Source organism: Veillonella nakazawae (assembly GCF_013393365.1).
In the GTDB taxonomy this organism is placed as follows: Bacteria; Bacillota; Negativicutes; order Veillonellales; family Veillonellaceae; genus Veillonella; species Veillonella nakazawae.
In genome coordinates this window covers 1,432,027-1,445,751 of the sequence record NZ_AP022321.1, presented here as the reverse complement: position 1 = coordinate 1,445,751, position 13,725 = coordinate 1,432,027, and the positions used below count along the sequence as shown (strand labels likewise).

Sequence of the window (13,725 nt, the reverse complement as noted above, 5' to 3'; positions counted from 1 at the left end):
TAAATACATAACTAATTTTGTAAAAGGAGGGATCGTTATGAAAAGAGTAGTGTTGGCCTTAGCTGCTTTAGGCATTTTAAGTGTTAACTCTGTAATGGCGGCCCCTGTATCATACCAAAGTGTATTAACAGGTAAAGTTGCTTCTACAGTTTCTGTTGGCTCTGCTGTAACAGAAGGTCAAACATTGGTAACTGTAGAGACATTGGCTGGCCCTATGGCTGCTGCTAAATCTACTGTAACTGGTACTGTAACGGCGGTTAATGTTACAGTGGGTTCAGACGTTTCTCGTGATCAAATCGTTGTCACAGTAGAAAGTAAATAAAGGAGAGAAGGAATGAAGTTTTCTCATTCTTGGCGTCGGTATAGAAAAGCGATACTGGCGCTTTTCTTCTGTACTTCACTTACAGCTGCACAGGCTGTTGATTTCATGCCTGTCAATGATGTAAATACAGGTATGGAAGGTATTGCAAAAACTGTAATTGTAGGAGATACCATTTCAACCTTTGATGTAAAGGTACTGGGTGTCATGAAGGATAAGGGGCCATCTGGTCATCTTATTTTGGCAAAGTTCTCTGGTCCTGTTATGGAAAAAACTGGAGGCATTGCTCATGGCATGAGTGGTAGTCCTGTATATATAAATGGCAAGCTCGTTGGTGCTGTTGCCTATGGTTGGGGGTTTGCAGACGGTACGATCGGGATGATTACCCCTATTGAAGATATGGTGAAATTATGGAATATTCCATATGAGAAGAACCTATCTAGACCATGGGATGATAAACAATTGATTCCTCTTGGCACACCACTTATGGCATATGGCTTTGATGCAGCGTCCATGGATTACTTTAAATCCAAGCTGCCACAATATAAATATGAAACATATGATACAGCTAGTGCTAGTGGGGATGAAACTGCAAAGCCTTTGGAGGCTGGTGGCTCTGTAGCCGCATTATTAGTTGATGGTGACTTAAAACTTGGTGCTATTGGTACTGTTACCTATGTAGATGGTGAAAAGATTGTTGCCTTTGGTCATCCATTCTTGAAACATGGCTCTTCAAACTACTTTATGCACAATGCAAGTATCTTTACGGTAGTTAAAAGTTATGATGCTGCTTTCAAATTAGGCTCTATGGGCAAGGAAGTAGGCTCAGTAACTGAAGATAGAGGTGCTGGTATTGCTGGCGTATCTGGAGTGATCTCTCCAGGTATTCCTATGCGCTTCCATTTAAAAGACCTTGATATGGGACGTGATAAAACTAGCTCTGTTAAGGTCATTGAAGATAGTGAAATGACACCGACCTTAGCGGCTACATCTCTATATAATATGTTGAATAAAACATTAGATCGTAGTGGCGCTGGTACAGCTACAATTTCTTATACTATTACTCCAAGAGGTAAAGAACATAAACCGTTGACACGAACTAATATGTTCTATAGTTCTGACTCTATTTCAGAGAAGGCTGTTGATGAGTTCTACAATGTTATCGATGTTCTTATGAATAACCGATTCATTAATTATGAAATCTCTGATATCTCTGTAGAAACTGAAGTAACACAAGATAAGAAAACTGCAAAGCTTATTGATGCGTCTGCATCTTCTACCATTGTTTCTCCTGGGGATACAATCGTTGTAGATGTAACATTGGAGCCATTCCGCGGGGAGAAGGTTGTTAAACAAATCTTCTTTAAAGTTCCTGAAGATCAAGCTGTTGGTCAGTATACCTTAGAGGTACGTGGGGGCGGTGAAATCCCATTGCCTTATGTATTAGAAAAACAAAAATACAATTTAACTGATGAAATCTTACGTCGATTAAAAGTTCATAAAGATTTTGATGAGCTTTATGATGAAATTCAAAAGACTGATACGAATAATCAAATCGTTGTAGAGTTTTTAGAAGATGGCATTAGCCTTGTTGATGAAGATGGTTCCAAATCTGTTAAAAAAGCGAAACTTAAAGATGTGGAATCAAAACCTATGCCAGGGGATGTAAAGAAAAAAATTGGCCAAGAAGATTTGGGTTCCAATAAGGATGATGACAATCAAATCGAAAAGACTGCTATTGATACAGAGTACATCGTTCAAGGTGATGGTCAATTTACAATTCATGTTATGAAGCCAGCTGATCGTGATAAAGCACTAGCTAAACGCGTAAAAGAAGTTAAAAATCAAATCAAGATGGAACATAAATTAGAGTTGGAAGACCAATCAAAAAAGGATAAATCCAGTAAAAAAGATGTGAAAAAGTCTGATAAACAAGACAAAAAAACACCTGATAAAAAGGATGAATCCAAAGTAAATGATACTAATGCAGCTGAATAAGCTGAAAATGTAAGGGGAAAGGGCTAGACTGTTGAATTGGCTTGAATCGATAGGTCGTGTTGTAATACACGGCCTATCACAGATGGGTAGTGCTACATTATTAGTGTGGCAAACAATAAAACAACTGAAAATGATTAATCTGTGGCATGTATTCCAGCAGATGGCTCACCTAGGTGTAGATTCATTGCCGATTATTAGCTTAACGCTACTATTTGCAGGGGCGGTTATGACCTTACAGATTACAGATGTATTGATTACATATGGAGCTCAAAGCACTGTAGGTGGTCTTATGGCTGTTGCTATGGGTCGTGAGTTAGGGCCTATTTTAGTAGGGGTTGTACTGGCCGGCCGTGTTGGCGCCGCTATCACGGCTGAAATTGGTACAATGAAGGTAACTGAACAAATTGATGCGTTACGTGTTATGGCTGTCGATCCTGTTGGTTATCTCGTGGTACCTCGTGTAGTAGCATGTATGATTATGGTGCCTATTTTGGCATTTTATGGTGTAGTCATTGGTATTGCAGGTGGTTACTTTGTAGCTACTGCTATCAAAGGTCTGGCGCCAAGTACTTATTTAGATTCTATTCAAATGTTTTCTACCATTTCAGACTTTACGCTAGGTCTTTTGAAATCTAGCGTATTTGGTGCTGTCATTGCATTGGTAGGTGCTTACAAGGGGATGGAAACTAAAATGGGCGCTGAAGCGGTTGGATTCTCCACAACTAGTTCTGTAGTAACTAGTATCATTTTAGTATTTGTATTAAATTACATTTTATCTACCTTGTTATATTAGTAGATGCATTAGAGGGATTTATGATAGAACTACGCAATGTTGTAGTTGCCTATGAGTCGCGTGTGATTTTAGACTCTATTAATCTCACCATCGATGATGGGGAGACGTTAGTCATATTAGGTGGTAGTGGTAGTGGTAAAAGTACACTACTTCGCTTATTGATTGGCTTGCAGCGTCCTACATCGGGACAGATTATAGTAGATGGCACAGATATTACAACATTATCTGAAGATGAATTTAATACAGTACGAAGAAAAATGGGGATGGTATTCCAATACTCTGCATTATTTGACTCTATGTCGGTAGGTGAAAATGTAGCCTTTGGCTTACGTCAGCATACGGACTTAGGAGATGATGAAATAAAACGCATTGTAGCAGAACGTCTCGATTGGGTCGGTTTAAAAGGGTATGAATCCTATATGCCTAACGAATTATCTGGAGGCATGAAGAAGCGTGTTAGCTTAGCTCGTGCCATAGCGTTAGATCCGAGTTTAATTCTCTATGATGAACCTTCATCCGGGTTAGATCCTATTACATCAGGTACGATTAGTATGTTGATTAAGGGAATGCAGCAACGGCTCGGTTGTACTTCTATCGTTGTAACGCATGATATGCAATCTGCATTTTATGTAGCAGACCGCATAGCTTTACTTGATAAGGGGAAATTTGTGGAAATTTCTGATACAATAGACTTTAAGAATTCTACAAATAAAAAGGTACAACAGTTTATTCATGGTGAAGCAGAACCAATTAACGTATCTGTGATGGGAGAGGTATAATGAAGTGGACGACGGAGGCCAAGGTAGGGGCTTTCACGATAATAGGCATAGCATTATTTATTGCGGGCATACTGTTTGTAGGCCGCATTGATATATGGGCTAAGCCGCAAATGACAATTACTGGTGATTTTGCTCAAGTTAATGGTCTAAAAAATGGCAATCAAGTTAAATACTCTGGTGTAGCTATCGGTAATGTCTCTGATATTGAGATTACACCGCATGGTGTGGTAGTAAAAATGAAGGTTGATGAAAAAACACAAATCCCAAGTGATTCTATATTTACTTTAGGGTCAGATGGTTTCTTAGGCGATAAATTTATCCAAATTTCACCTGGTCATTCTACAGTATATTTACAAGATGGTGATTCCGTTAAGGGCGAAGGTGCAGATGCTATGGAAAAAGCTATGCAAAGCGCTCAGAAATTAATGGATGGCACCGAAAAAATGTTGCAGTCTATCAATAATATTATTGGTGATCCTGCAACGCAAAATGCACTTAAGCATTCCTTGCAATCTACAGCGACAATGGCTGATAATGCAGTAGCGATTACACAAAATATGGCTGATGTAACTGCACAGCTAAATCAAGCGGCACAGCAATTTAATGCAGATGGTAATGCAGGTAATGATATGCGTGCGATTTTGACTAACTTAAAACAAACTACGGATCGTGTAGATAATATGGCTCGTTCCATGGAGTCTACGGTAACAGATCCTAAAGCACAAGAAAATATTAAGGAAACATTACATAATACGGCACAAATTTCTGCTCGTATCAATAAATTGATGGGTGGTAAGGCGTATCAAACTGATACAAATGGAAATATTGTAGAGGTTGGCACAACTGAAAAAAAGTCTTCCCCTAAGGTTGAACCAGCTGTAGATCTGTTGTATAACACAACAGATAATGAATTCCGCATCAATGGTCGACTTCGTGCATTTAACGATAAAGGTATGGCAGAAATTGGCCTATCCAATATTGGGGATGATACAAAATTCGATTTAAATGCAGGAAAATTTGTTAGTCCGAAATGGTTAGTACGTGGTGGTATTTTTGAAAGTGAATTGGGCGTGGGCGTAGATTATAATTTACGTGGTCCTGTATCCTTGTCTGCTGCTATGTATGATCTTAATCATCGTAAATATCGTATTCGTAGTGATATACGTTTACATAAAGATACTTATGGGGTTATTCAAATGACCAGACCGTTCGGTTCCACGAATGGCGGTACCTACTTTGGTATCAAACAAGTATTTTAAAGACTAATACATTCACTTTAGGTGAGTATGGAGGTACATGTTATGAATAAAAAGGTTTTATCCTTGGGTGTAATGCTCTCCTTGGTTACTACAGGTGCAATGGCTGCTGATGTAGTTACAACTTCCGTTAATAATGGAGACCAATTAAGCAAATATCAAAAAGAAGCTATTCAATTAACACAAAAGCAATTAGCTGAAAAATCTGTTCAAGATAGCAAAACATATGAGAACAAATTGGACCTCGATGAGTCTCGTACTATAGATTTGGCATTGGCCAATAACCGTACTGCAAAACAAACTAAATGGGACTATCAAGCTGCAAAAGATACTGTAAGTGCTACCGCAGCTGGTAAAAATCCTAGTATTTCTTATTCGTGGCAAGGGGCCAGAAGTAATGGTGTGAGCGCTATGACTGGACGAAACGTAACAAGCAAGACTGGTAGTCATAGTTTTACGATTAGCGCACCTGTATTTAGTCCTGAATTAGATGCGTCTATTGATGTATCTCGTTATGCACGAGAAGGGGCTGGTGCAAGTTATGAAGAATCATTGCAACAAGCTAAATACGATGCTATCAGTGGCTACTATACGTTAATTATGAACCGTAATCTTGTTGATGTGGCTCAGCAATCTGTGAAAGATTACCAAGGTCATGTAACAAATGTGCAAGCTCAATATAATGTTGGCTTGGTCGCTAGTTCTGATGTATTGGCTGCTAAAACAAATCTCGCAGACTCTGAAACGAATCTTGTAAAAGCACAAAACGCTGCAAATTTAGCAGAAGCAAGTTTAAATCAAGTCATTGCATATCCTGCACAAACAGCTATTAATACGGCAGAACATGACTTACAATATAAACCTTACAATGTTACATTAGAACAAGCTAAAGTATATGCATTGCTTCATCGCTCAGCGCTTGTAAAATCTGCTATGGCCGTAAAAGAGGCTGAAGAGACTTTGAAAAAGGCTAAGTCTGGCTACTTACCTACAGTTGGTGTAGAAGCCGGTCGTGGTTATGCTGATCCAGATGGTTACTTTGGTACAAATAACAAATCTTGGCATATTGGAGCAAAGGCTTCTTGGAGTCTATGGGATGGCGGTACAACACAAAATAAAGTAAAAGTGGCTACTGATACTTTAGAAAAAGCTAAAGAAGCCAACTTAGCCGCTGTAGATAATGTGTTGCTAGCAGTACAAAAAGCATACTTGAACTTGCGTTCTGCAGAGCAAACAATCCAAAGCACTCAAACTGCAGTCGCTCAAGGTCAAGAAAGCTTCCGCATTGCTACACTTCGTTATCGTGCAGGTGTTGGTACAAACCTTGATGTACTGGATGCTGAAACTAAATTAACAGATGCTCGTAATAATTATGTACAAGCACTTTATAATTACAATATTAGTATTGCTGCTCTTGAACAATTGACAGGTGTTCCTTTGAATACTCCAGTTGGACAAGGTGCAGAAATTATTGCAAACAGTGGTGCAGCTGAACAGTTAGCTAAACTTGGTAGCAATCAATAATATAATATGTAACCTAAAAAGACGACTTCGGTCGTCTTTTTTGCTACTTCAGTATTTTCTTTCGTATTTTATATGTATATTTCATATTGGTTTAGATTAAGTGTGTTATCGTAAAAAAGCAATTAATTTCCCATATATGTGTAGTCGTATAACTCAATGTACTTATATTAGAGCAATTGTATTAGCAGTGTACTTATAGCAGAAATTGATTAGTGTGAAATTATATTAGTTTTATAAAATTTACCCCTAAAACACTATAGTTATTACTTTGTCTGTGGTAATATATAGTATATATATTTATATTATTCATAATGTGTATGGGAGATCATTATGACCCGTAAAAAGTGGTGTCTCATAGGGGCTGCAATTTTAGGATTATGTGGTGTTGGTGCTAGCATCAATCCTATAGCTCGGACCTATGTGGCTCCTATGGTTAAAGAACAAGTAAATAATGCCATAAACGGATCTGTGGACTATGATTCTCTTCGTATCAATTGGAATGGCGATGTAGTTCTATCCGATGTGGTGATTAAAGATCGAGATGGACACTTAGTAGGTACTGCACAAGATGTAGCAGTGGGGGTTAAACTATCTGCATTGCCAAGCATAATTGGTGGTAATACATCAGGGGCAACGGCTATATCTAGTGTTACCGTGGAGTCTCCTGATCTCCATATATGGCAATTGGTCGATGGATCTTGGAGTGTAGAAAAGTTGGTAAAACCATCTAATCCAAATAAGTCTGGCAGTTTTGATGGTGATATTACCATAAATAATGGTCATGTAGCGTTACGTACTAAAGATGGAATAAAACGAAATGTTGAAAAGCTTGATGGTACTGTTGCACTTAATATGAGTGGTATGTCTAAAGGGGCTTTTACGGCTGATATAGATGGTTCCTCTGTTCTTGTAAATGGCAATATAGACATGGATGATGTGTCTAATTTTGATGTGTTTGTACAAGCCAATGAAATTGATACGACTGGCATTATGAGCTTTGTTCCGTTACGTAAGGATTTAGTTGTATCGGAGGGGAAGTTACAAGATTTACATCTCAATATTAAAAGTGAAGATGGCCAATATGTTATGAGTGGCAATGTAGGGTTCAAAGGATTAAGCGGTACTTATAAACGCGGAAATACGACCTATACTATTACTGATGGGGAAGGTCGTATTATGTTAAATCACGACCAAATTGTCATTAGCCATAGTTCTTGGCGTATTAATGATCAAGCAGCAAAGCTTAATGGTCTCATTACATTAGGGAAGGATGAAGAATATCTCAATCTTAATGTTGTAGCGGATAAGGTGAATCTTGAAGCCATTACCGATTTGGGGGTTACTGGTATTGTTGGTGGTCGTGCACATATTGGTGGTACTACTGTAGCGCCTCGCGTAGATGCGACAATAGGTAGTAATGGTATTTCTTATAAAGGGTACCATGTGGACCGAGTGCAAGGAAATGTAGTATACGATAATGGATTGGTTCGTATCGATGATGCCCAATTGTCTATTGGTGCTGGTAATGCTAAAGTTAAAGGTCAATACGTCGTAGATACAGGTGATTTTGACGCCGTTGCTAATGTTCATGCCTTATCGTTGGATACTTTCACACAAGATATGACTATGCCTATTACGGGAACCATTGATGGAGAAATCCACGTTTTGGGTAAGAATAATCAAGTTACTGATTTTGTAGGGGCTGTACAAGGTCATCAGATTGGTGTACGCGGTGTAGTTATTGATTCTGTAAAAGCGGATTTGACCCATAGTGATAATCTTACCAACATAACTATGGTTGGTAAGATGGGTACTGGCTCCTTTAGTGGATATGGTTCTATTCAAAATGGTCAAGTGGATGCCACAGTTTCTGGTAATGCCATGCCGTTGACATCACTTAGTCCAATCATAGGTGAAGATGTAGCTGGCACAGTCAGCACGTCTATTAATGTAAAAGGGGCTTTAGATAACCCTAATGTAACTGGTACTGTATGGGGACAAGAGGTTCTTTATAAGGGTGCCCATTTTAATGATATTCATAGCGATATTACTTTAGACAATCATGTTCTAACAATTACCAATGGTCATATTGGTGATGGTAGTGGTGGTTATGATATTACAGGTTGGTATAATATCAATACTGATGCGCTAGATTTAAATGCTAAAGCTCGTGCTGTACGTATTGAAAATTTAATTCGCCCTGTAACAGATATTCCTATTACAGGATGGTTTGAAACTGACAACCATATAACAGGGACTGCGGCTAGTCCAATTGTAGAAGGGCGAGCTCATTTATGGGATGGGTCTGCCTATGGTAAGCTTATTACTAATGCTTTTGCCAAATACAACTATAAAAATGAAACATTAGAATTATATCGCTTTGATATCGAAGGTTATGGTGCAACTATTACTGGTGGCGGCACAGTATCAAAAGATGCTATTAATATTGATTTCGAAGGTAAAAAAATTGATATGGGCAGACTGCTCATCAATACTGACTATAAGGTAGATGGTTTATTAGATGGCCGTGGTATTATAACAGGGTCTATGGATAATCCTCAGTTTAATGGATATGTTTTATCTGATGCTTTATCCATCAATGGCCAATTGTTGACAGATCTACATGGTCATGTCTATGCAGATAAATCCGTTGTAAATGTACAAGACTTTTCTTTTGCTGAATCAAATGGTGGTCGTTATGTTGCTAAAGGCGGCATGAAGCTCGACGATAGTAAACAGCTATTTGGTGTTTTAGATGTTACTAATGGTAGTGTCAAGAATCTATTAGCACTGTTAGATCGTAAAAATGAGCATCTTGATGGTAAATTAAACGGTTCTGTTGAAATTGGTGGCACAAAGGATAATCCAAGTGTTACTGTTGACGGTAAAATTAATGAAGTTAGTATTGATGACAAGGTTGTTGGTGATGCAACGATTGATGCTAGCTTAGCTAATCGAAAGTTTAAAATTACTACCTTAAAACTACCTGTTGATGAAGGGCTTATTGCCATGGGCGGTACATTGGATCTAGATGGCGAAGCTGACTTACAAGTCGCTTTAAAAGATGTTGACATAGTACCATTCTTACCACTTGTGGGTAAGGATATTCAAGCTACAGGTTGGGTAACTGGTGTTGTGAATGTTACGGGAAAAACTAAAAACCCTAAGGTTGAACTCTCTGGTGCGGTAGAATCTGGCTCTTTCAATGGAATTGGCATTGATGAAGGATTTGTGTTGGCTACTATGCAAGATCATGTTATTCAGATTCAGCGTATTCAAGGTGCAAAAGGGGGCTATAAGCTTAGCATTTATGGCAAGATTCCATTGGCTGCACTTTATACCTCTGGTTACATAGAAGCTAGTAATGCTAAATCTATGGACGTAACTATCGATTTTAACGAAGCTGATATGGCTGTTATTCCTCTTGTTACTACTAGTGTTAAGGATGCAACCGGTCCGTTAAAAGGGGTAATCAGACTTACTGGTACTATAGATCAACCAGAAGCATATGGTACGGTTTCTGTACGTAATGGCACTATGAAGCTGGCTAATGTAGATAGTGAAATTACAGGGATTGATGGAGACTTAATCTTCTCAGGACAGCAAGGTGATTTCCAATCCCGTATTAATATGGGGAAAGGTTCAGCCGGTTTAACTGCTAAAGTAAATTGGTCTGGTCATGAGCTTACAAATTATAAGGCTGCTGTTCAACTTGATGGGCTCGATATTCGTAGTGAATATATTAGGGGCCCATTGAATGGGGAACTTTATATTGCTGAACGTGATGGGTTACCTACATTGATAGGTAATTTGGACTTGGAAAATATCCAATTCAAGATTCCGCTTTCCTTACAATCTAGTGAAAGTAGTACCAATATGGGGGTAGACGTTACCGTCCATGCTGGCAAGGGTGTACGCCTATATGATCGTACTTTGTATAATATGTTCATTGGTGGTGATGTTCACTTTGGTGGAACGTTACAAAATCCAACAGCTAGTGGCCAGTTTGATGTTAAATCTGGTACCTTTAAATACTTAAGTCATGTATTTAATATTACGAAGGGGAATGCACACTTCGTGGGTGGCTCCTATTTGCCAAACTTACAATTAGAGGCAGAAACTAATGTAAGTAACTATAATATTATGCTTGGTGTAAAAGGTACTGTAGACCATATGGATTTAACCTTGTCGTCTAATCCTAGTCTATCTAGAAAGCAAATTATTTCTATGTTGACCTTTGGCCGTGGGGCAGATTCAAATAGCAGTACATTGACAAATGATGATGTAAATGCTGTTGCTACAGCAGGGTTACAAATGTTTGCCTTTGGCTATGTTCAAGATGCATTGCAAAATACATTAGGCTTGGATCGTATTAATATTACTACAGGTTCCATTGATCCTGATGAGCCGACGAATAAGGAAACCGCGGGTAACTATAATATTGAAATTGGTAAGTATGTATTACCGAAAGTTATGTTGACCTATTCTCAAGGTATAAATAACAAGCAAAAAAAATATGGTATAGAGTATTCTGTTAAACGAAACCTCAAGTTTACTGCATGGCGCACATCGCAAGGAAACAATTATATCGGTGGTCGTTGGACACGAAGCTTCTAAGTTTATGGCTAGAGTGTGTAAATCCCATGGATATGCACATTCTAGTCATATTAATTTCATAAAATTTATTTAATATAGTACTCATTCCCAGTATTTTATGCTATAATAATAAAGATTTATTAGTCTTTATAAAACAAGATGTAAACTTTTTATGGGGATGAGTTCTAGGAGGAATTTATGTTTAAACCAAAAGCCTATAAAAGTATGCTTGCAGCATCTGTGTTGACTGCTGTCATGGGAACAGGCAGTGTATTTGCTGCAGAGGTACAAGCTGGCTATACTCCAGATTTAAATAACACAACAACAACTAGTGCAGCTACAACTAATGATGCTACTACTACACAAGCAGTTTACAATGCTGATGCAGCTACACCTACAACAACACAAGATGAAACTGATGCAGCTATCTTAGCGGCTCGTGGTGATACAACTGTATCTAGCGATGGTACTGTAGTTAAAGGTTCTGACGGAACTATTACAGTTAATAATGCTGCTTTAAAAACAGATGACAAACAAGTAAAAATGGTATCTAAAACTACTGGTGGTACTGACCTTGACAAGGCTGCTGAAAATGGACAAACTCAAGCTGTTACAACTGTAGAGGCTCAATATGTTACAGCTGCTAATGCTGAGTCTATTAACCCATATGTAGGTAAATTGATTACTGGTTTATCTATTTCGGGTGTAACAGCTGAACAACAAGCACAACTATTGCCTATTTTGTCAGAAAAAATCGGCGATGCTGTATCTGTTGATGGTGTATTCAAAGACGTAACTAACCTTGGTAACACTGGATACTTCTCTGAAGTAAATCCTGTATTCACATCTGTACCTGAAGGTGTTAAATTGGACTTTGCGGTTACAGTAAATCCAATTACTACTGGTGTATCTTTCGAAGGTAATACAGTTTATACTTCTGAAGTATTGACTAAATTTATGGATTTACAACCAGGTCAAGTTCTTAACTCCGTATATGTAGGCCAGAAAGTTCAAGGTATTAATGCAGCATATGCTCGTGATGGATACATGTTGGCCCACGTTGACGGTATTCGCGTAGATGATCAAGGTGTGCTTCATGTACATATCGTAGAAGGCATTGTAGAGGATATCATTCCTGCTGGTAACAAGAAAACACGCAATAAGGTTATTACCCGTGAATTCGTTCAAAAGAAAGGTAAACCTTTCAATAAATTCTTGGTACGTCGTTCTGTGGAACGCGTATACAACTTAGGCTTCTTTGATGATGTAAATGTTCGTATGTTGCCTGGTGACCAAGATCCTAATAATGTAATCATTGAAATCGATGTTTTGGAACATAAAACAGGTACTATTACATTAGGTGCTGGTTACTCCAAATCTGATGGTTTGATGGGTATCATTGAATTTGGTGAAGATAACTTCCGCGGTACTGGTGATAAATTCAAAGTTCACTGGGAAATCGGTGGTAAGAAAAAATACAAAAACTACCAAATTTCTTACTTGAAACCTTGGATCGATAGCAAAGGTACATCCCTTGGATTCTCCTTCTTCAACCGTGAAGATGAATACACAGATTATAACGAAGATGGTAATGAAGTAGCTGAATATAACAAGAAATCCCGTGGTTTCAACATTTCCTTCGGTCGTCAAACTGGGGAATATACTCGTGATTACTTAACATTAGAATCCAGGAAGGATACTTATAAATTCGATCCTGATGAAAACTCTGAAAATGGTTTCCGTTATGATAAGAATGGTGCGGGTACTGGTCCGGATAATCATAATCCAAATGGTAGCCATAACTTTAAGGCTGAGAACTATATTGGTAACAACTTCGGCCGCATTAACTCCATTACATGGCAAAAAGTATATGATTCCCGTGACAATATCTATGATCCAACACGTGGTCGTCGTATTTCCTATACAGCACAATGGGCTGGTCATGGCTTAGGCGGTGACTTTGACTTCTACAAATTCACAGCTGAAGCACGTATGTATAAAAAACTAGGTGCTAAGAATGTATTGGCATTCCGCGCACGTGGTGGTTTTATCCAAGGTGATGCACCTTATAGCCAATTATTTACATTGGGTGGTGCTGATTCCTTACGTGGTTACGAAGATGATCAATTCCGCGGTAAGTATATGTACAATGCTACATTGGAATTCCGTTTCCCAATCGTTAAAAAGGTTAGTGGCGTATTGTTCACTGATATCGGTGATGCATGGGATGCACCAAATGTTACATGGTACAACAGCAAGAAAACATTCAACTATGGCGTTGGTGCTGGTGTTCGTATTACTACACCTATTGGTCCAGTTAAACTTGATTATGGCGTGGGTAAACATAAAAATAAATTCCACTTCAGCTTCGGCACACAATTCTAATATAGTAAATGTATATGGTGGAGGCCTCTTTTTTAAAGAGGCTTTCACCAATATCTCTATATGGCATCCATTGAT

At 38.4% G+C, this 13,725-nt stretch carries 8 protein-coding genes; all 8 read left to right on the top strand.

Annotated features, from left to right (window positions below):
• The first annotated feature begins 37 nt into the window (after nt 1-37).
• The 8 genes from VEIT17_RS06550 to VEIT17_RS06515 all read left to right on the top strand — a co-directional run bounded on the left by VEIT17_RS06550 (nt 38) and on the right by VEIT17_RS06515 (nt 13,650).
• A complete protein-coding gene (locus VEIT17_RS06550) occupies nt 38-322 on the top strand; it encodes a biotin/lipoyl-containing protein (protein WP_060924955.1) in 285 nt (94 codons plus the stop codon).
• A gap of 12 nt (nt 323-334) precedes the next feature.
• Nucleotides 335-2,317 (top strand): SpoIVB peptidase S55 domain-containing protein, encoded by a 1,983-nt coding sequence (locus tag VEIT17_RS06545; RefSeq protein ID WP_178885347.1) that lies wholly within the window; start codon nt 335-337, stop codon nt 2,315-2,317.
• 31 nt (nt 2,318-2,348) lie between these two features.
• Nucleotides 2,349-3,110, top strand: a complete 762-nt coding sequence (locus VEIT17_RS06540; protein WP_129823838.1) for an MlaE family ABC transporter permease — start codon at nt 2,349-2,351, stop codon at nt 3,108-3,110.
• Between the two features lie 20 nt (nt 3,111-3,130).
• Complete coding sequence (locus tag VEIT17_RS06535) at nt 3,131-3,889, top strand: ABC transporter ATP-binding protein (protein WP_024066737.1); 759 nt, start codon at nt 3,131-3,133, stop codon at nt 3,887-3,889.
• Nucleotides 3,889-5,148, top strand: coding sequence for an MlaD family protein (locus VEIT17_RS06530; RefSeq protein ID WP_178885345.1), 1,260 nt, complete (start codon nt 3,889-3,891; stop codon nt 5,146-5,148). Before VEIT17_RS06535 ends, VEIT17_RS06530 begins: the two co-directional genes overlap by 1 nt.
• A 42-nt stretch (nt 5,149-5,190) precedes the next feature.
• Nucleotides 5,191-6,669: a TolC family protein gene (locus VEIT17_RS06525; protein WP_178885343.1), complete on the top strand. Its 1,479-nt coding sequence runs from the start codon at nt 5,191-5,193 to the stop codon at nt 6,667-6,669.
• A gap of 330 nt (nt 6,670-6,999) precedes the next feature.
• Nucleotides 7,000-11,286: a translocation/assembly module TamB domain-containing protein gene (locus VEIT17_RS06520; protein ID WP_178885341.1), complete on the top strand. Its 4,287-nt coding sequence runs from the start codon at nt 7,000-7,002 to the stop codon at nt 11,284-11,286.
• 177 nt (nt 11,287-11,463) lie between these two features.
• The gene (locus tag VEIT17_RS06515) at nt 11,464-13,650 is read left to right on the top strand and encodes a BamA/OMP85 family outer membrane protein (RefSeq protein ID WP_178885338.1); all 2,187 of its coding nucleotides are present in this window, start codon (nt 11,464-11,466) and stop codon (nt 13,648-13,650) included.
• The last annotated feature ends 75 nt before the right edge of the window (nt 13,651-13,725 follow it).

Excerpts from the sequence above, each read along its gene's own strand:
- VEIT17_RS06525 (WP_178885343.1), top strand. The coding sequence starts at position 5,191 with ATGAATAAAAAGGTTTTATCCTTGGGTGTAATGCTCTCCTTGGTTACT.
- VEIT17_RS06535 (WP_024066737.1), top strand. The coding sequence starts at position 3,131 with ATGATAGAACTACGCAATGTTGTAGTTGCCTATGAGTCGCGTGTGATT.
- VEIT17_RS06545 (WP_178885347.1), top strand. The coding sequence starts at position 335 with ATGAAGTTTTCTCATTCTTGGCGTCGGTATAGAAAAGCGATACTGGCG.
- VEIT17_RS06530 (WP_178885345.1), top strand. The coding sequence starts at position 3,889 with ATGAAGTGGACGACGGAGGCCAAGGTAGGGGCTTTCACGATAATAGGC.
- VEIT17_RS06550 (WP_060924955.1), top strand. The coding sequence starts at position 38 with ATGAAAAGAGTAGTGTTGGCCTTAGCTGCTTTAGGCATTTTAAGTGTT.
- VEIT17_RS06515 (WP_178885338.1), top strand. The coding sequence starts at position 11,464 with ATGTTTAAACCAAAAGCCTATAAAAGTATGCTTGCAGCATCTGTGTTG.
- VEIT17_RS06520 (WP_178885341.1), top strand. The coding sequence starts at position 7,000 with ATGACCCGTAAAAAGTGGTGTCTCATAGGGGCTGCAATTTTAGGATTA.